This is a genomic window from Lacipirellula parvula, from assembly GCF_009177095.1.
Lineage (GTDB): Bacteria > Planctomycetota > Planctomycetia > Pirellulales > Lacipirellulaceae > Lacipirellula > Lacipirellula parvula.
In genome coordinates, this window is sequence record NZ_AP021861.1 from 844,676 (window position 1) to 864,478 (window position 19,803).

The 19,803-nt window shown below is 62.9% G+C and carries 14 protein-coding genes; 7 read left to right on the forward strand and 7 right to left on the reverse strand.

All coding sequences use genetic code 11. The annotated features are described in order from the left end of the window. Window positions 1-75: 75 nt before the first annotated feature. Window positions 76-621 (reverse strand): hypothetical protein, encoded by a 546-nt coding sequence (locus PLANPX_RS03200; protein WP_152097332.1) that lies wholly within the window; start codon window positions 619-621, stop codon window positions 76-78. A gap of 305 nt (window positions 622-926) precedes the next feature. On the opposite strand from PLANPX_RS03200, the gene PLANPX_RS03205 reads away from it, so the two are divergent. Further along, window positions 927-2,615 carry an arylsulfatase gene (locus PLANPX_RS03205; protein ID WP_152097333.1) on the forward strand — a complete coding sequence of 563 codons (1,689 nt, stop codon included), beginning with the start codon at window positions 927-929 and terminating at the stop codon, window positions 2,613-2,615. Window positions 2,616-2,691: 76 nt separating this feature from the next. Here PLANPX_RS03205 and argS read toward each other — a convergent pair whose 3' ends face one another. Both argS and rsfS read right to left on the reverse strand, forming a co-directional pair. After that, window positions 2,692-4,677, reverse strand: coding sequence for an arginine--tRNA ligase (argS, locus tag PLANPX_RS03210; protein ID WP_152097334.1), 1,986 nt, complete (start codon window positions 4,675-4,677; stop codon window positions 2,692-2,694). A 161-nt stretch (window positions 4,678-4,838) separates the two neighbouring features. Further along, window positions 4,839-5,240: a ribosome silencing factor gene (rsfS, locus tag PLANPX_RS03215; protein ID WP_232536290.1), complete on the reverse strand. Its 402-nt coding sequence runs from the start codon at window positions 5,238-5,240 to the stop codon at window positions 4,839-4,841. 297 nt (window positions 5,241-5,537) lie between these two features. Between rsfS and bcp the strand changes: the two genes are divergently transcribed. The 5 genes from bcp (at window position 5,538) to PLANPX_RS03240 (ending at window position 12,937) form a co-directional block, all read left to right on the forward strand. After that, entirely contained in the window at window positions 5,538-6,020 is a 483-nt protein-coding gene (gene bcp / locus PLANPX_RS03220; protein ID WP_152097336.1) for a thioredoxin-dependent thiol peroxidase, read from the forward strand. A 130-nt stretch (window positions 6,021-6,150) separates the two neighbouring features. Continuing rightward, complete coding sequence (locus tag PLANPX_RS03225) at window positions 6,151-7,458, forward strand: MFS transporter (protein ID WP_152097337.1); 1,308 nt, start codon at window positions 6,151-6,153, stop codon at window positions 7,456-7,458. Window positions 7,459-10,094: 2,636 nt separating this feature from the next. Then, a complete protein-coding gene (locus PLANPX_RS28385; RefSeq protein ID WP_420844078.1) occupies window positions 10,095-10,484 on the forward strand; it encodes an EspF repeat-containing protein in 390 nt (129 codons plus the stop codon). 93 nt (window positions 10,485-10,577) lie between these two features. Beyond that, window positions 10,578-11,966, forward strand: coding sequence for a hypothetical protein (locus tag PLANPX_RS03235; RefSeq protein ID WP_152097338.1), 1,389 nt, complete (start codon window positions 10,578-10,580; stop codon window positions 11,964-11,966). Window positions 11,967-12,157: 191 nt separating this feature from the next. Then, window positions 12,158-12,937, forward strand: coding sequence for a PIG-L deacetylase family protein (locus tag PLANPX_RS03240; protein WP_152097339.1), 780 nt, complete (start codon window positions 12,158-12,160; stop codon window positions 12,935-12,937). Between the two features lie 119 nt (window positions 12,938-13,056). On the opposite strand, the gene PLANPX_RS03245 is transcribed toward PLANPX_RS03240, so the two are convergent. The 4 genes from PLANPX_RS03245 to PLANPX_RS03260 form a co-directional block, all read right to left on the reverse strand. After that, window positions 13,057-14,103, reverse strand: coding sequence for a glutathione synthetase (locus PLANPX_RS03245; protein ID WP_152097340.1), 1,047 nt, complete (start codon window positions 14,101-14,103; stop codon window positions 13,057-13,059). Then, window positions 14,100-16,082 carry a flavohemoglobin expression-modulating QEGLA motif protein gene (locus PLANPX_RS03250; RefSeq protein ID WP_232536292.1) on the reverse strand — a complete coding sequence of 661 codons (1,983 nt, stop codon included), beginning with the start codon at window positions 16,080-16,082 and terminating at the stop codon, window positions 14,100-14,102. The genes PLANPX_RS03245 and PLANPX_RS03250 overlap by 4 nt, the downstream gene beginning before the upstream one ends. A gap of 106 nt (window positions 16,083-16,188) precedes the next feature. Beyond that, window positions 16,189-16,968, reverse strand: a complete 780-nt coding sequence (locus PLANPX_RS03255) for an N-formylglutamate amidohydrolase (protein WP_152097341.1) — start codon at window positions 16,966-16,968, stop codon at window positions 16,189-16,191. Between the two features lie 103 nt (window positions 16,969-17,071). Continuing rightward, window positions 17,072-18,538, reverse strand: a complete 1,467-nt coding sequence (locus PLANPX_RS03260; protein ID WP_172991830.1) for a mechanosensitive ion channel domain-containing protein — start codon at window positions 18,536-18,538, stop codon at window positions 17,072-17,074. Between the two features lie 183 nt (window positions 18,539-18,721). On the opposite strand from PLANPX_RS03260, the gene PLANPX_RS03265 reads away from it, so the two are divergent. Beyond that, on the forward strand, window positions 18,722-19,606 hold the full coding sequence (locus PLANPX_RS03265; RefSeq protein ID WP_152097343.1) for a YihY/virulence factor BrkB family protein: 885 nt from the start codon (window positions 18,722-18,724) through the stop codon (window positions 19,604-19,606). Window positions 19,607-19,803: the final 197 nt, after the last annotated feature.

The following is a 19,803-nucleotide window of genomic DNA, read 5'->3' on the forward strand; positions in this document are numbered from 1 at the left end:
CGGCTCGCCATGATCGCAGCGCTTTCGGTGAGCCGCGGGGCTTGTCCCCGCGGTGTATCGCGGGCGGGTGCTGCGTCACTTCAGTGGTACGATTGCATTGTTTTCGATTGCCGCGAGCATCCGGGCCTGTTGTGCGCCATAGTTCACCGCCGCCGCAATCGCTTGCTCGCCGTGAAGATACCGATCGCTGCCGCCGCGCGTCCACCACGACTTGGGGCTGCCGACGTAGTCGTTCAGTTTGGCCTGGCTTACCCCCTTCAGCACGCGTCGCACCGCTGAACCGTCGTCTGGGCATTCCGCGACGACCACATGCACATGGTTGCTCATCACCGCGGCGCGGAGGATGATCCACTCGCGATCGACTGCGGCTGCGAGCAACGCCTCGGCCGTGATATGTGCGAGTTCTTCCGTGAGCCATAGCGCGGGATGTTTTTGCAACGATTTCGCGCGCCGTAAAGTCGCTGCGTCGTCGCGATCGTAGGTCGTGCCGCGGACGTTTTGCTTCGCGCGATAGCCTTCTTCAGTGAGCGTGTTGGAGACGTAACCGCGCGGGTCTCCGGGGAGCCACTGGCCGTAGCATGTCCAGGTTTCGAGCAGTGCGAAAGCTCGGTCGCTGGGCATAGTGCGCTTCTCCCCGGATGGTGATGCAACGGTTGATGGCGAGCCGCAGGGTTTATCCCTGCGGTCTTAATGCCATTCGTTGGATGGTGATTCGTGAGGGCCGTGGGGACAAGCCCCACGGCTCGCCTTTTTTGTGAATTGTCGACGATGTCCGGCGAGCCGCGGGGTTTACCCCCGCGGTCCTCTGCGGTTCGCAGAGCTCAAATCCCCACGCGAGCGCTGGTTGTGCACAGCGCGCCATTGGGCCATCCTGTAACCAGCGGCGACGGCAAACCGCGGCTCACTCGCTCCCAGGCAGCTTCATCATGAAACACTTCGCACTCTGCGTTTCGCTCGCGTTCATCCTTGGTGCATTTGGCGTCAGCAGCACCGCCCACGCCGCCCACGCCGCCGACGCTCCCAACCGCCCGAACGTCGTCGTCATCCTCGTCGACGACATGGGCTTCTCCGACATCGGCTGTTACGGCAGCGAGATTCCCACGCCGAACATCGACGCCCTCGCGCAGCATGGCGTGCGCTTCACGCAGTTCTACAACACGGCCCGCTGCAGTCCGACGCGGGCGTCGTTGCTCACTGGTCTCTACCCGCATCAGGCGGGGATGGGGCATCTCGACAACATCGTTCACGAAGGTTCGAAGGGAACCACTGGTCGGCTTCGCGACGACGCCGTCACGATGGCCGAGGTGCTGCACGACGCCGGCTACCTCACCTGCATGACCGGCAAATGGCACATGGGCCAGCAGCACGGAACGCCGCCGTGGAAGCGAGGGTTTGATCGCTCGCTCAATTCCCCGAGCGGCGGCATCTACTTCCGCAAGCAGCCGTACCGTCCGGAGATTTTTCTCAACGGCGAGAAGAAGATGAAGGACGATCCGCTCTTCGGCGAGAAGTGGTACAGCAGCGATCTATGGACCGACTGGGGGATGAAGTTCATCGACGAAGCGCGGGCGGAGAAGAAGCCCTTCTTCCTGTACCTCGCGTACTGCGCCCCGCACTTTCCGCTGATGGCGCCGGCTGAGGAGATCGCCAAGTACCGCGGCAAGTACAAGCAAAACTGGGAGAAGCTGCGCGAAGCGCGTCACAAACGGCAGATTGAACTCGGGATCGTCGACGCGGCGTGGCCGCTCAGCGAGATTCCGGAGCAAGTGCCGAACTGGGATGAACTGAGCGACGAAGAGAAGGATCGCTTCGATCACATCATGGCGATTTACGCGGCGATGCTTGATCGGGTTGATCAGAACGTCGGCAAGCTCGTCGCGGGTTTAAAAGAGCGGGGCGAGCTCGACAACACGATTATCTTCTTCATGTCCGACAACGGCGGCAACGCCGAGTCGGGCCCGCGCGGCATTTACGAAGGCGAGAACCCGGGCGGGCCGAACTCGCGGGTGTTCCTCGGCCAGAGTTGGGCGACGCTCAACAACACGCCGTTCCGCCGCTACAAGCACTTCACGCACGAGGGGGGCATCTCGACGCCGCTGATCGTCAGTTGGCCCGACGGCATCCCGACCGCTCGCGACGGCAAACTCGTGAAGGAGCCGGGGCACTTGGTCGACGTGATGGCGACTGTCGTTGACGTCACCGGCGCTAAGTATCCTACCGAGTACCACGGTCACCAGATTCAGCCGATGGAAGGGGTGAACCTGATGCCCGCCATCGACGGCGAGAAGCTGGAGCGGAAGAACCCGATTTACTTCGAGCACGAAGGGAATCGGACCGTTCGTCGCGGCAAGTGGAAGCTGGTGATGAAGCACAAGGGGCCGTGGGAACTCTACGACATCGACGCCGATCGCACCGAGCAGCACGACGTCATTGCCGAACAGCCGGAGTTGGCGAAGGAGCTGATCGCCGACTGGGAAGCGTGGGCCAAGCGGGCCGACGTGGGACCATGGCCGGGGAAGGCTCGGCAAGAGTGGGGCGATGAGAAAGCCCCTGGGAAGAAAGCCAAGCAGAAGGCGAAGCAACGAGCGAAGCAGCAGAAGGCTGCGGCGACGTAACGGCTCCACTCGCCTACCAACACGAATGCTCTGGCTCCCTCCCCCTTGAGGGGAGGGAACCTCACGATTTTTAGTTCTACATCCGCTCAACAACTTCGATGCCGAGCAGGTCAAGGCCGCGCGCCAGCGTTCGCGACGTGAGGTCGCACAACAGCAGCCGGCTCGTGCGCAGGTCGTCGTTCTCCGCTTTCAGCACCGGGCAGTTCTCGAAGAACGACGAATACTTCCCCGCCAATTCGTACAGATAGTCGGTGAGGTAGTTCGGCCGGTAGTCGCCGACGACGCGGTCGAGCGCTTCGCTGAACTGCAGAATCGCGACGCCGAGGGCCCGTTCGGCCGGATGGTCGACCGAGATCCGCGCGCCGCTCGCTCGCAGCTGGTTCGGATCGACGCCACCCTTGCCAAAAATGCTGCTGACGCGGGCGTAGCTGTACTGCATGTACGCCGCGGTGTTGCCGGTCATCGCCAGCATCTTGTCGTAGCTGAACTTGTAGTCGCTCGTGCGATTGTGCGCGAGGTCGGCGTACTTGATCGCCCCGATGCCGACCCGTTCGGCGACGATTTGCCGCTCGTCGATCGAGAGCATTGGCTCGGGCCGCGCGTCGTCGTTCGCGCTGACGATCGCTAGCGCTCGCTCGACGGCTTCATCGAGCAGTCCGCTGAGGCCGACCGACGAGCCCGATCGCGTCTTGAACGGTTTGCCGTCGTCGCCGAGCACCGTGCCGAAGCTGATGTGCTGGAACTCGACGTTCTCGATGCCCCACAGTCGCGCGGTGGCGAACAGCGAATCGAAGTGGAACGACTGCCGATGGTCGACGACGTACAGCATCGCGTCGGGCTTCCACTCCCGCATGCGGTAGGCGATCGTCGCGAGGTCAGTCGTCGCATAGAGAAACGCCCCGTCTTTCTTTTGCACGAGGAACGGCGCCTCTTGCCCCGGCAGGAAGACGCACATGGCGCCGTCGCTCGGCTTCGCGAGGCCCTTGGCTTTCAGGTCGGCAACGACGCCGGCGAGATCGCCTTCGTAAAAACTTTCGCCAAGGGCGTAATCGAACGTCACGCCGAGCCGCTTGTAGGTCTCTTCGATTTCCGCGAGGCACGGCGGCAGGAACCGCTCCCACAGCGCGCGGTTCGTCGCGTCGCCCGCATGGAGCGCGGCCGTTTCGGCGAGCACCGCTTGGCCGATCGTCGGATGTGCGTTGGCGAGCGCCTTTTGCTTCGTGTCGGCTTCGAACTCGGTGATCTTTGCTTCGAGTTCCTTGTACTCGCGCCGTAGGTCGGCGAGTTGGCCTTGGGCCTGGCTGATGCGCTTGGCGTGCTTCTTCTGCTCAGCCGGGTCGGCAGGCGTCGGCGCGAGTTCGAGCTGCGAGACGCGGCTTTCTTGCTCGCCGACCTTCGTCGCCGCGGCCGGCAGCGCTTCGTCGCGCACGGCGTGGTACTCGACTAGCGAGTTCACGAGCCGATAGAGCCGCGTCAGCTCCGGCACCGGCGTCTTTTTGAACGCCGCTTCATCGCCGAAATGCTTCCAGCCGTAGATGATCATCCCGAACTGGGTGCCCCAGTCGCCGATGTGGTTGTCGCTGATCGTCCGATGGCCGACGAACTTCAGCACGCTGCAGAGGGCGTCGCCGATCACCGTCGAGCGAATGTGCCCGACGTGCATCGGCTTGGCGACGTTGGGCGACGAGTAGTCGACCACATACGTCCGCGGCGCCGCGACGGGGGCGATGCCGATGCGGTCGACGTCGGGGAGCGCTGCCTGCAGCTTCGCGGTGACGAACGCATCTTTCAGGCGCAGGTTGATGAACCCGGGGCCGGCAATCTCGGGCGTCTCGCAGAGGTCGGCGACGTTCAGCTTCTCGACGAGCGCCGCCGCGACCTCGCGCGGCGGCTTGCCGAGCCGCTTGCCGAGCGGCATCGCGCAGTTCGCTTGGTACTCGCCAAACTTCGCATCCTGGCTGGGGAGCACCATCGCAGCGAGCTCCGCGACCCCCTGCTCGGCGCCCGCCACCTCGACCAGCGCGGTTGCGACGCGTGCTCGCAGTTCAGCCAAAATGTTCATGCGACATTTTCTCTTTGTTACTAGAAGAAGATCTCACGCAAAGGCGCGAAGGCGCAAAGGAATGCAAGAGTTTAGACAGCGACAAGTGAACGGCTCCCGATACGCGTTGAATCAATTCTTCTCTGCGTATTTCTTTGCGCCTTCGCGCCTTTGCGAGAGACTTATTCGCCAGCCTTCTCAGCAGGCGCCGATTCCTCAGGCTTCCAAGGCAGCGGGACGCGCTGGGCTTCGCTCCAGAAATCTTCAAGCGCGTAGAACTCGCGCGTTTCGCCGTCGAACAGATGGATCACCACGTTGCCGTAGTCGAGCAGGATCCAGCGGCTTTCCTGGTACCCTTCGATTCCCATCCGCTTGTCCTTCAGTTCGTCCTCGAGCACGTGCTCGATTTCTTCGCTGATGGCGTGGAGCTGCCGGCGGCTGTTGCCGGTGCCAATGACGAAGTAGTCGAACACCGGCGTAATCGTCCGCATGTCGAGGATGACGATGTTCTCGGCGCGGTTTTCTTCAGCCGTGCGGGCGGCGGCGATCGCCAGTTGGTAGCTGCGGTCGGCGGCGGACTTCAATGGATCGGATGACGTAGCGATAGCTCAACTCGTTGGCCGCGGGGCGGCGCGTAAACATGAAGCGGTGCGACGTGCGGCCCGGCCTTATTAGCCAAGGGCCAGCGCGTTGCGCGAAAGCCTGAAATTGTAACCTATTTTCGTGTGCAAAGGGAGTGCCGAAGCGGGCGGGCAAATGCCGGTAAATCTCGAAAAAGTAGCCTTCGACAGGCAGCCCGTCACGCCTGCTGTTCCCGCTCTGCGAGCGATACAATGCGGCGACCACTCCCACCGCTGTCACGCACTCCAGGAATTCCCGCGATGTCCGACTGGATTGAACCCGGCCAAAAGGCGCCCGCTTTCACTCTGACAGCCGACGACGGCTCGAAGGTTCGCCTGGCCGATCTCGCCGGCAGCCCGGTCGTCCTTTACTTCTATCCCAAGGACGACACCCCCGGCTGCACGAAGGAGGCCTGTGCCTTCCGCGATCTCAAGAAGGATTTGCAGAAGCATGGGGCCAAGGTGTTCGGCGTTAGCGCCGACGACGTCGCCAGTCATGTGAAGTTCCGCGACAAGTTCAAGCTGAACTTCCCGCTGCTCGCCGACGTCGATCATGCCGTCGCCGAAAAGTACGGCGCGTGGCGCGAGAAAAATATGTACGGCAAAGTGTCGATGGGTATCCAGCGCAGCACCTACCTCATCGACGCCACGGGCAAAGTGGCGAAGGTGTGGAAGCGAGTGCAAGTCGACGGGCACGATCAAAAGGTTCTTGAAGCGCTCGGTGAGCTGCAGAATGACGAATGACGAAATCCGAATGACGAATGGAGGACGCAAGCGATTGCCAATTCAGCGTCCCCGTCCTCCATTCGTCATTCGTCATTCTGGCTTCGTCATTTCTTCCCCCGCTCTGGTCTAGTCCCGCAAAGAACCGCGCATGCCGCTGCCTAACGCATTCCGCGCGCTCGCTCATCGCAACTACCGCCTGTTCCTCGTGGGACAGGGGGTGTCGATGATGGGCACGTGGATGCAGACGACCGGCTTGTCGTGGCTCGTCTACAAACTGACGAACGACTCGTTTCTGCTGGGGCTCGTTTCTTTTTGCGGGCAGATCCCCGCGTTCTTTCTCTCGCCGCTTGCCGGCGTCATGTCCGATCGCTTTGATCGCCGGCGGACGCTGTTCGTGACGCAGACGATCTCGATGATCCAGGCCGTGTCGCTCGTGGCCCTTACCTGGACGGGGCACATCGAGATCTGGCAGATCATCGCGCTTAGCGCCGTGCTCGGCATGGTGAACGCGTTCGACATGCCGACGCGGCAGGCGTTTTTGTCTGATATGGCGCCGACGCGGGTCGATTTGCCGAACGCGATCGCGCTCAACTCGTCGATGTTCAACCTGTCGCGGCTCATCGGCCCGGTCATCGGCGGCGCCATCCTCGCCAGGTGGGGCGCCACGGCCTGCTTCTTGGCGAACGCCATCTCCTACACTGCGGTGATTGCCGCGCTGGCGGCGATGACCAATTTGCCCATCCGCGTCGCTCCGCGGCTTGGCCGCGTCAGCAGCGGTTTGGCGGAAGGGTTTAAGTACGCGTTTGGCTTCGCACCAATTCGCGCGCTGCTGATGATGATCGCCATGGTCAGCTTGCTCGGCATGCCGATCTCGACGTTGCTCCCCGTGTTCGCGAAAGACGTCCTACATGGCGAAGCGCAGACGTTCGGCTACTTACTCGCGGCGTCGGGAGCTGGCGCTCTCACTGGGGCGCTCTATCTCGCGAATCGCCGCAGCGTCGTTGGGCTCGGCAAACCAATCGGCGGCGCCGCGGTCACGTTCGGCGCCAGCATGATCGCTTTTTCCTTCTCGCAGAGCGTGCTCCTGTCCTGCGGCATCTTGCTGATCGCGGGATTCTCGATGTTGCTGACGCTTGCCGGTTGCAACACGCTGTTGCAGACGATTGTCGACGACGACAAGCGGGGCCGCGTCATGAGCCTGTATGCGATGGCGTTCATGGGAACCGTGCCAGTTGGCAGCTTGCTCGCCGGCACGCTGGCCAATCAGTTCGGCGCTCCGCTTGCCGCGCGGATCAACGGCGTGCTGTGCATCGTTGGCGCCGCGGCGTTCATCTTGCGACTGCCGGCGTTGCGGAAGCAGGTGCTGCCGATCTACCAGCGCGTGGGCCTTGTGCCGCCGATCACCGCGGCGGTGGAAGCGGTCGCTGAACTTCAAGCGGCGCCCGAAGACGCGTAGGTTCGACTTCTAGCTCGCCGGCAGCACGCAGTGGCTTCTATTCTTTTCTCACTTCAGTACACACGCTACGCGGACGATCGCGCACGTACATGCGCGTCGCGGTAGGCCCGTCGGGCGTGCACTTCTGTCGGGCTAAAAGCCGAATCTGCGCTCGTTTTCAGAGTGACACACTACTGTCACTCAACTCTCATCTGCCACATAGTTGACGCGTTTTGACTGTCCGTAACAATCGACCTCGCTTGCTCAGTTTCACATCGCGTCGCCTCGTTGCAGGAGCTGAATGATGGGTCGATCAACCGGGAGAATGGCACTCAACTTGTTGCTGGCAGGCTGTTGCCTCGTCGCGAGCGGCGGCCGCGTTGCGGGGCAAACTCCGTCACTGGAGGATCCGAGCGCTGCGATCTCCGGCCCAATTCTCGTGGGGCATGAGGCGTCGACGAAGTCGTCGACGCAAGTCGTGCCTACGGCGCATGAAGAAGCACTCCCCTCCCCTGCAGCTCAACCGCTGCCTACCGTTGCCGCGCCGCACTCGCATTCGGCGCCTGCCGCGTCGCCGCCGATCACCGACGTCATCATGTTGATCGACGCCACGCAAACGATGGCTTGGCCGTCGGGCCGCGAGCGTCGCATGGCGATTGCGCAGTGGGCGGCGCTCGACATCGCCGACGGCGTCCCGGAAAACATTCCCGCCGCGTTCGTCGCGCTGCATGACGAGGCGACCGCGCTGCGGCAACTGCTGCCGCTCACCACCGATGGCCGCGGCCATCTTCGCCGCACGGTGATGCGACTCGTTCCTGCCGGCGAAGGGAAGCTCGACAAACTGCTGGTTGAAGCCCGCCGCTTGCTCGCCTCGAAGCCAGACGCCGTGCCGCTCATCGTGCTGGCGACCGACGGCGTCGATTGCGATCCCTTCAGCCACGGCGCCCCGATCCGCGACTTGGCCCAAGCTTACGGCGACCGGCTTTACTTCCAAGTGATCGGCGTTGGCGACAACCACATTATTTCGGCGAAGCTGCGCGATCTCGCCAACCAAGGCGGCCGGCACGGCGAGTACAGTTCGGTGAAATCGCACGCCGAGCTGCCGACCGCCCTCAGCCGTTGCCGGCAACTCTTTGAGCAAATCGCGCTGGACCGCGCCGCCCGCGCGAAACGGCAGGCGGCGGATCTCGCCCACTGCCGCATCGATCGCGTTTCGTTGGAGAAACAGCTGGAAGCCCTGACGCTGGCGAACGGAAAACTGAACGAACAGCTCCGCATCACGCTCGCCAAGAACACCGAGCTGTCGCAGCAAGTGAAGGATCTCACCCGCGAGCGGAATGCATTTTCCGATCAGGTTGTGATCCTCAAAGCAGAGAAGGAAGCGCTGCAACTCGAGAACGCGAACCTCGCGACCGACAACCAACGCCTCGCACTAGAGAATACGAAGCTTACCGATGAAAGCGCCGCTCGACTTGCCACGATCGAACGCCTGACGACCGAAAAGCACGACGTCGAACTCAGCCGCGACGGTTATCGCCGCGCCTACTGGACGTGGCTGGTGCTCGCGCTCACCTTCTTGGCACTGCTCATACTCGCCACGCTCCTGTGGTGGTTCCGCACGATCCGCTTGCTCGATCGGCTCGCCGGCGTCACGAAAGAGCGCGACGACTGGAAGAACGACCATGCCGGCCACTCGGTGAAACTCGACGAGCAGGCCGAGGAGATTCGCTGCTTGCAGCACAAGCTGGCCGAGTGCCGCGACCGCGCCGGCGACCTGCAGGGCGAACTCGACCGCTCGCGCGACGACAACGAACGGCTCACCGAGCAGAAACGACACCTCAAGTGCGAACTGGAAGAATGCGAAACGCGCGGTCACGAACTGACGCGCGAACTCGATCGCTACAAGGACGAATGCGGCGATCTGGGCCAAGATACGACGCAGCTGAAGGCTCAGATCGAGGAAATGTCCGACCGTTACAAGCGGCTCAAACGTAAGTACGAGGAGCTTGAGCACCGCGCCCACGCCTCGCACCACGAAGTCGATCAAACACGCAATGCCCTGCATGAATGCCGCGCCCAAGCCGGCCGCCTGGAAGAACGGCTCGACCACTGCTCGCAGTCGAAGGGGGATAAAGATCGCCGGATCCATGAGCTAGAGCATTTGGTGAGTGCGTCGCGCGAAGAAGCCCAGCGGCTGAGCGACAAGCTCCGGCGCTGCCATGAACGAAGCGAACAGCACTCGCAAGAACTGCTGCGCGCCAGCACCGCGGGAGCGGCGGCGGAGAGCCGCGCTCAGCAACTTGAACGAGCTCTCCATGAATGTCAGCGCGGATCGCTCATTTCATCCGCCGCCGCCTCGCGTGCTGAGCAAGAAGCCGCTTTTGCCGCGACGCTCGGCGCCACCCGCGAAATGGCCGCGAACGGTCGGCAGCATCACGATTGCTGCCACAACCACGCTCCGGCTCAGGCGCCGGTGATCGTTGCTCACAACACTCCCTCGCATTCCGCGGCGTCGCCGCTGAGCGGTTCGGCCCCTGTGGGCGGCGGCGTACCAGTTGGCGGTGCGCCAGTGGGAGGAGCGCCGGTAGGCGGAGCACCGGTTGGCGGCGGCGTCCCCGGCGCCACTGCGGCGGGCGGGCCGTCGGCGCCAGTCGCCGGTGCTGCTGGCACCGGCGGCGTCGCTGCGGGGGCGCCTTCAGCTCCCTCCGCCCCGACGGCCGCATCTGGCCCTGCCTCTGGCGGAGCCTCGGGCGCCGCGGGATCGGCGCCAGCCTCGAGCGGCCCGGCTGGCGCTACCGCCGGTCCCGCGGCTTCCGGCCCCTCTGCCGCCGGTTCGCCAGGAGGCGCGTCGACCGCTGGCGCAGCTGGCCCAGCGGCGGGGCCTGGTCCTTCAGGCGCGGCCGCCGGTCCGGCTGCAGGTCCAGCTGCAGGTCCGGGCGGAGCAGCAGCTGCAGGCGGCGGGGCGGCTGGCCCCGGCGCAGGGGGCGGCTCGCCTCCTGGCGGCGGCGGTGCTCCCGGCGGCGGCGGTGGAGGACTCGGCACGTTAGTCGACTTGGCTGGCAGCGTCCTGGGGATCTGATCACGCTCAGCGCCGCCGAGCGTGATGGTCGTCCCATGAAACAACTACCAAGAGACGCCTGATGAAACTCCCATCGCCTAATCTCGCCGTCTATCCCGCCATCGAAGGCAATCTGGAAGGCTTCGACGAGGTTCGTTTAGAAATTCAAGTCGACTCGCCCAAATTCGCACTCGATCCACTACTCAGCATCGAAGAGCTCCGGCGTCGCATCGAGGCGACGCTCAAGCGGGCGGCGCTGATCGTCAATCCCGTCGCTCCTCAAGCGCTCGTCGTGGCCATCTACGTCGAGCCGCGCGACTTTGCCGTTGCGACGGCGCAGAGTCAAACGGTTGTGTTCTTCGTGTCGACCGCGATGCGCGAAGTCGGCGGCGTGACGCGGCAGAAGCTCGGTCAGCCATCGAAGTCGCTGGAAAGGATCGTCGATAGTTGGCGTCACAAAGGATTGCGAGGATTTGCGCCACTGGACATTGCCTTGCAGCGGCTGGCGACGATCCTCGTCGCCGAGGTCGATTTGCAAGTCGACGAGTTTATCGCCGCCTGGCGTCGCGATTCGAACGTGGCCGCCTTCATGCCTCCCAGTCCGGCGCCGATCGATCCTTTGGCCGGCCTACGCAGCGTCAAGGTGTCGCTCGGCAAGATTGATCTGGGCGATGAGCAAAAAGTGGAAACGATCACGATCGTCAATCCAATCCCCACCCCGATCCCGGTGCCGCCGATCCCAGTACCACCGATCCCAGTACCACCGATCCCAGTACCACCGATCCCAGTACCACCGATCCCGGTGCCGCCGATCCCGGTGCCGCCGATCCCGGTGCCGCCGATCCCAGTGCCGCCGATCCCAGTGCCGCCGATCCCAGTACCGCCGATCCCAGTACCGCCGATCCCAGTACCGCCGATCCCAGTACCGCCGATCCCGGTGCCGCCGATCCCAGTACCGCCGATCCCAGTACCGCCGATCCCAGTACCGCCGATCCCAGTACCGCCGATCCCGGTGCCGCCGATCCCAGTACCGCCGATCCCAGTACCGCCGATCCCAGTGCTGCCGATCCCAGTACCACCGATCCCAGTACCACCGATCCCAGTACCACCGATCCCGGTACCACCAATCCCAGTACCACCGATCCCGGTACCACCAATCCCGGCGCCTGCGTCGGTAAACTCAACAATCGAAATCAAGTTCGTGCGGAGCGTTACGGCAGAATTGCATGCGGAAATTCTCGGCCCTTCGGCGCTGATCGACGGCGCCAGGCCGCTGATCACTCAAGCGGCTAAAGAGGCCGCTGCGAAAGTGACGCTCGCCACGATTGCCAGCGATCCAGTCGCTGCGACCCCGGCGTTCCGCGATGAATTTCTGGACCGCGTCAGCAAGGCGTCGGCGCCGTTGGCGGTGACTCCCGCAGTTACTCTCGGCGTCGTCAAGACAACGGGCGATTGGAAAGCCTTTCAATGATCGCGCTCCGCAGTCCTGCTCACGTGCCGTCCGCTCAGAGGTCTCCAAATAATTCACTAGATTTATGAACTGAATCGCGCGCAATTCCCCTCGAAACTGCCGCCGCCTGCAGAGATACTTGAGGTCCACGCCGAATCGATCGCTCGGCGTTGTGCCCTAGCTTTGCATTAGAAGTCCCTGGCGCCAGTTTCATGCATTCGCTTCCGACACGTCGCGTCGCGCTCACCCTGCTCGCCCATCCCGACGACGCTGAGATTCTGTGCGCCGGCACGCTCATTCGCCTCGCGGAGGCGGGTTGGGAGATTCACATTGCCACGGTCGCCAACGGCGATTGCGGCACGACGATGTACTCGCGGGAAGAGATCGCCCGCATTCGGCAGGCCGAAGGGATCGCCGGCGCCGCGTGCATCGGGGCGACTTACCATTGCCTCGAAGAGCCCGATCTCAACGTCGTCTACTCGCAGGAGACGATTCGTAAGACGCTCGACCTGTTCCGCGCGGTGGCGCCGACGCTGCTGTTCACCCACCCGCGGCACGACTACATGATCGATCACGAGCAGACCCACCTACTCGCTCGCGGCGCTGCGTTTGGGTACGGGGCGCCCAACTCGTCGACGTTGCCGCTGCTCGAGGGCTCGGCGATTCCGTGGCTTTACTACTGCGATCCGGTCGGCGCGACCGACCCCTACACCGGCGAGGTCGTTACGCCGTCGACCTACGTCGACGTGACCGCGCAGATGCAACGTAAGGCCGAGATGCTGGCTTGCCACGCCTCGCAGCGCGAATGGCTGCGGGCTCATCACGGCATGGACGAATACATCGACGCGATGCGTCGCCACAACGCCGACCGCGGCCGCGAAGTCGGCGCCGAGTTCGTCGAAGCCTTCACGATGCACCGCGGGCATCCGTTTCCGCAGCATGATTTGCTCGCGGAATTATTTGGCGGGCATTGGCAGACGGTAGCGCCGTAGGGGTGTCAGTTGTTTATTGTCAGTGGTCCGTCGTCAGTTGTCAGTTGCTAAATGCGAATGCAGGCCAGCGCCCTGCGAGAGCAGCAACTGACCACGGACCACTGACAACTGACCAATCATCACATCGTCGCAATTTGCGCGTTGCCAATATTCCGTCCGTAATACTTCTTGCCGCGCACTTTCCGCACCAAGTCGGCGATGACGATCTCGGCGAAGTCGACTCCAGTCGCTTGCTGAGCGCTCCCCAGTCCGCCGGGCGTGAAGACGTTGATCTCCATCAACTTGTCCTTCACGATGTCGAGCCCCACCAAGAACATCCCGTCGGCGATCAGTTTGGGGCCGACCATCTCGACGAGTTGCAGCGCATCGTCGTCGATCTCCACCGCTTCGCTCTCGCCGCCGGAGTGCATGTTGCTGCGCATGTCGCCCGTCTTGTTCACGCGGCGAAACGCGGCGTACTTGCCCTTATGCTCTAGCGGCCGGCCGTTCATTACGAACAGGCGAATGTCGCCCTCCTTTGCCGCGGGCAGATACTCCTGCGCGATGCAGTAGCCGTCGCGAATCACCGCCTCGATCATCTGGTTGAGGTTCGGCGCGTCGGCCTTTCGCACCAAAAAGACGCTCGAACCGCCGGAACCTTGCAGCGGTTTGATGACCCCCTTCCCTCCTTGCGCGGCGATGAACTCCTTGATCTCTTCCGGGTCGCGGCTGATGCAGGTCTTCGGCCGCACCTGTTCGGGAAAGTGCTGAAAGTAAGTCTTGTTGAGCGCGTTCGCCAAATTGCTCGGATCGTTGACGACGATCGTGCCGCGCTGCGCTGCGAGCTGGCCGAACAGAATGCCAGTGGTTTGGGCCCAAGATCGCTCGGCCGTGTCCTCCGACGGATCGTTCCGCAGCATCAGCACGTCGACGTCGTCGAGCGAAATTTGTTCCTGCCGGGCGTCTTCGCCTTGAATCTCCGTCATGTACTTTTCGAGCGAGTCGTATTCCTTGCCGCTCGCAGCGCGGGCGTTCGCGTGGATCGAACCGTCGGGCTTGTAAACGAAATCACCCACGCCGAGCGTCCACGCTTCGTGCCCGTGGTTAGTCGCGCACATGCCGAGCCGCGTCGTGGTGTAGCTCGCCTGCTCGGTGGCGACGTCATTGACGACAAAGCCAATTCTCATAGGAGTTGTTCCAGAAGTTCGACGAGAGACAAGCGGCGGCAAAGCGCGAGCCGGGCTCGATAGTTCGGCTCATCCCAAAACCGCGGCAACAGGGCCGGCGGTTGGATTACTCCCCGACGACGCAATTCTTGGACCAATCGGACCTCTTCGAGCGAAATCTTGCCGACGTAGAGAGGTTCGAGCTCGTGCCCCTCCCGCAAGTACGTGAGCAAGTCCCGCAATCCGCGCAGGTAGATTGCGTCTTTGCTCAACCCGCCGCCACGATGGACCCGCAGCGCGGTCATGAAGGCCGATCGCGGGCCAAGGTGGTGCTCGTCGTGGAGGAGTTCGAACGTTTCCATGAACGATTCGCCGCGGAGCATTGATCGCACGGCGAGCACCCGCGCGGCCAGCGTTCGCGTCCGCCCCACCGACAGCCCGCCAACCAGGTACTCGGCGAGAACGGCGAGCCCCTCTTGCAGCGCCTCGTAGCCAGGGAAACCGGCGTACAGCTGCCGCAGCGGCTGCTGTCGGCCGTTGAAATAGGTGAGCAAATGGGTGCCGACTTCGTGATGCAGCAGCGGTTCGAGCCGCTGCGGGCGGATGCTCGAACGCTCCGAGATGAACAGCCGGTCTTGGGCGACCATCAATGCCGACGCAATCGTGTCGCAGACCTGCACGCTGGCTTGGAAGTCGGGAAGCCGCTGGTGGTAGTAGTCGATATGCTCGCGAGCCGCCGCAGCGACCTGATCCGCGGGGACGCAGTTTTCGTGAATGTCGTCCGCCGCTGCGCGGGTGTGATCGAGAATCGAGTCGGCGAGCCGCACCAGATCTTCGTCAGGCGAGCCGTAGAGGTGGAGGCTATCGTAGAAAAACGCACGCGTTCCCAAGTGCTTGAGCGCATCAAGCTGCTTGTCGAGTTCGTCCTGCTTCTGCTCGAACAACTGCACCAGGCTGGCGTCTTCGACATGCTCGATCGGAATCGAGTAAAGCTGCCGTTTCAGCAAACTCGGATGGTACGGCAACGGCCGGTAGTGGAGCGTCGGCGCCTTGGCGTAGCCGCTCGCTTCGAAATCTTCCCACGCCTTCTCGGCGTTCACGGGCGTCACTTGGAGCAGGAAGTCGAACGACTGTGAAATTTCGGATAACTGTTGATCGACGGCCCGCGCCGCCTTCGGGATCGTTGACGGACCGAGCGCTTCGTAGTGGGCGAGTGGTTGCGACTTCTCTCGCCCTGTGAAGGCAAAGACTCCTTTGCGGAGCGCCACGGCAAGTTGCCGCCGCAGCGACTGTAGCACGAGCGGATAGAGTTCCCCAGTCGCGGCGTTGCGATAGACAGGTCGCACGCCGATGCCGATGGTCAGGCAGCCGTCGGCCGCGCATTGCCGCGATAGGCTCGGCAGGCCTGGCGCCCCAGGTTGATCGTCGTCGATCACTTCCACATCGGCGCGAAGGCCGTGGAGCTTGATCGCTCGCAATCCCTCCGCGAGGGCGTCGACTGTGCTGGCCAGCGTTGGCTCGGCGGACGCTGTGATGCGAAAGCCGGGGCGCAGTGCGGTGCGCGACTTGGCCGCGTCGTCGCCGTCGTCGAGTGACCAAAGTTCGAGAATCAACAGCGAGCCAAGGTGATCGCGGAGCACTTCGTTGATTGCGGCGCAGAGTTGGCTGAGCCTTTCGGCGAACTCCGGCTCGCCGCTGGCGAAGAGGTAAGCCGCTTCGGTGGTGACGAGTTCGGCAGCGCTGCGGTCGCGCGGCTGGTCGGCTGGCGATTCGCCTTCGGCACGCGGCGGGGTGCGGTAAACGCACAGGAACGGCAGCTGGCGATCGAGTCGCAGCCGGCCGCCGCCGGGGAGGTTTCGCCGGATGCGCATGTTGCGGCTCAGCCGATCACGCACGATGGCGATGAGGGCATCAAAATCGGCGTCGGCGGGGCGGGCGGGCATCGTAGGTTTGTCAGTCGAGATGAAGTGATCGGTTGGTTCATTGGGTGCCACTGGCATCTTGCCAGTGTGATGTGGGTACTCGCTCGGCACTTCTGCACTGGCAAGATGCCAGTGGCACCCGTTGAGCGTAGTTGAGATTCAAACGACGAACTAAATGAGTGGCTCACCGCATCGCGGCAAGGCGTTCTTCGATCCCCGGTACGCAGCCGCGCAGGGCGTCGCGCAGCTTGATGAGATGCGGGTGATCGACGTCGCCGGCCCACTCGTCCATAAACGTCTTCTTGAACTCGATCGCCGGCGCGCAGACTGTCCGTGGAAACTCACGGTGAATCCAACGCGAGAAGTATCCTCCTTGGAACTTCACGTTCTCACGCACGTCGAGCGGCCGGCCGTTGATTTCGCAGGTGCGCATGCAGGCGATCATCGGGTCGACGATTGGCGCCCAAAATTCCCGATCCATCGAGCCGGTGCCGATGTTGACTTCAGGATTTCCCGCTTCGTCGGCTGCCGGTTCGTTGCGGCCGTCGCGGCGATGGTTGTACGAGTGGACGTCGAGCAAAACGACGTGTCCGTAGCTGGCAACCATCTGCCGGAGTAGGCCTCGCATCGCGCCGAAGAACAGGTCGTGCAGCTGCTGCGAGCGTTCGATCTGCTCGGCCGGAAGCGGTTCGCGCCATACCTTCAGGCCCCACGCTTGCTCGGGTGTCGTGTAAACCGATTCGTCGCGCGGCCGGTTGAGATCAATCTCGAACCGCGACCGCTCGCCGACGATTCGCGTCGACGCGATATCGGCCAGCACATCGGTGAACGGATCCTCCTCGCGGAGCCGCTCGGCTTCGGTGAGGGCGACATAATCGCTGAGCTCCGGTCGGAAGGCGTGTCCGTTGTGAATCGCGGCCGACGCCAGCGGACCTTCGCCGACTGTCAGGTGAAATAGTTCCATTGGTAGGCCTCAAAGTGTTGACGGGCCAAATCCATCCCTGGCGGTTCGATCTGCCTCTGCTCGATTCCTCAACGGTGCAACTCGATGAATCTATTCAGCATGGTTACTCGGCAGCAGCCGTTTCCTTCAGCAGGTTGCTGCCAGGTTCCAGTTCTCTCGATTGCTTCACTTGTTCGCGGATTACTTCGCGTTCGTTGCGCAGGCCTCCTTCTGATCGCGTGACGATCGGCGGCGCCGGTTCGTGGGCCTCTTCCTCTTCGCGCTCAATTCGCTGGGCCTCGGCTTTCTCTGGTTCGATTAGCGGCACTCCGAGCGGGAAGATCACTTCGCGGGCGTCGGGCATCGTGATGCCCGCCTCCGCGAGCGCCGCCACGATCTGCCGCAACGTCGCCGAGCGGACCCGCGATCCGCTGAAGTCGCGGCCGTTTATCCAGAAGTAGGCGTGGATGTTGATGCCGGTGGCCGTTAGTTCCTCCACCAAAATGAGCGGTTCCGGATCGGCGAGCACCGCGGGATGCTCGCGCAGCACCTTCAGGACGATCTCCTGCGTCCGCTCCATCGAGTCGTCGTAGCCAATGCGGATGATGTAATCGAGCCGCCCGTTGGGGTTGGCCGAGTGATTGCGAATAACGCTCTTGTAGATGGTCGCGTTGGGAATTTGCACATGATTGCCGTCGAGCGTGACGATGATCGTGCCGCGGGTCGTCACCTTTTGCACGAAGCCGTGGTGGTCGGTGATCGTCACCAGATCCCCTGCTTGAAACGGCCGTTGCATGCTGATGAGGATGCTGGCGAGAAAGTTCTCGGCAATGTCGCGAAATGCGATGCCGATGATGATGCCGATGAGCCCCGTGCCGCCGAGTACCGTCGCCGCGATTTGCGTCAGCCCCGACACCCGCATCGCGAGGTACAGGCCGATGATGATCACCGGAATCGCCGCCGCGCGGGCGGCTACTTCACTGAGGAGCGCATTGCGAAACTTCTTCGTCCCGAATCGTCGCGCCATCCGCGTGGCGAGGATCGTGGCGAAAAACGTGAGGACCAGCACGAAGATTGAAATGATCGCCGCCGGCAGCGACTGCACGGCCGTGCGGCCCATGACGCGGAGCTGTTCCCAAGCGGGCGAGAAATCCCACGCCGAACGTTCGACGACGGTCATCCGATTGACCACTGCGACGACGTCTTGCGTGCTGCCAGCGAGCTTGGTCGCCCACTCTTTGCTCGATTCGCGGTTCGCCTGGCCGTCGAGAAACACGACGCCTTCTTGGACGTCGACTTTCGGGTCGACGAACCACTTCGTCGCGATCATGATCCGCTCGAGCCGCGACGCAATGTCGACGTCGTCGGCAAGCGGCTGCACGTCGACCTTCGGCGGCACTTGCGCGGCGGCTTCGACTTCGGTCGCCGGCACGATCGGCTTGGTCGCTTCGGCCGGGGCGGGGGCTTGGCCGCGAGCGCTCGAATTGTCGGCGATGATAGCGAGTCCAATCGCGATAAACGTTAGAATCGCCGCCGTCGTTCGGCAGGCGGGCGAGGTTGGTCGATGAAGTAGTTGGCGTGTGGAATGCATGCGGCGTCCTCTGGCGGAGGCTGGCGGTTGCTCCTCCCAATGGGGGGAACGCATTTGCCGTGCCGGTGCCGTTGCGGCCGCCAACACGCCTGTTCGGACGTTAAAACGGCTCATTTTTCCGACACTTACGGTAGCTGCTGGCCGGCAGTCGCCCCGATTGATCAATAGCCAGCCGCCCCGTCTATGATTGCCGCCTTCCGCAACTTTTTCGTTCGCATCTGGAACGCCTACCATCACTTCGCCGATCGCGGCGGCACGATGATGGCGGCCGCGGTCGCCTATTACCTCGCCTTCTCACTCTTTCCGCTGCTGCTGGTGCTGGTAGCCGGACTCGGTTGGGCGTTCCGCGCGACGGCCGTCGGTCACGACGCCCAGCAGCGGGTCCTCGCCGCGATCGCCGAGCAAGCGTCGCCGACGCTGCGAGATCAGATTCAAGAAGCATTCAACGCGGTCGAGCAGAAGGCGGGCGCCAGCGGTTCGGTCGGCCTCATCGTCCTGCTGGTGGCGTCGGTGGCGATCTTCACCGAACTCGACTACGCCTTCGACCGACTGTGGGATCGCCCCAACGCGGGCGAGCAAGGAATTCGTAAGGCGATTACGAACCTGGTTTTCGTGCGGTTGAAGGCGCTCATCATGCTGATCGGCGTCGGGGCGTTCGTGATCGCGGTGATGATCGTTTCGATCGTCTGGCAAGGGGTGGAATCGATCGTGCAGTCGACGGTCGAAGTTCCCGCATGGGTGCGGCAGCTGACGCAGCCGGTGATTCACATCGCGCTCAACTTCCTGGCATTCACGACTCTTTACGCGTTCGTGCCGAAGACACATGTCCGCGCGAAGGCGGCCTTCGCGGGCGGGGCGCTCGCCGCCCTGCTGTGGGAAGTCGGCCGCCAGGTGCTGGCGATGTACGTGCTGCGGAAGAATCTGCCGACGGCCTACGGCGTGATCGGCTCGTTCATGGCGATCATGCTGTGGACCTACTACGCGATGATCGTCATTCTCTTCGGGGCGGCGTACGCGAAGCTGGTGAACGACGAGCAGGCTGCGACCAAGCTCGATCGGCCGGATTAAGATTCTCCGCTTCTTGATCTCCTCACGGCGCGAGGTCAATTGGATTATTGACAGGATTACAGGATCGCGCGGATTAACAGGATTTTTGAAAGAGTAGAAGAAAGCTCTGCTCAACGGCGCTCGTCCCGCAATTAATCCTGTCGCTCCGCGAAATCCTGTAATCCTGTCAAATCTTCCTCAGACGCAGCCACCTCAAA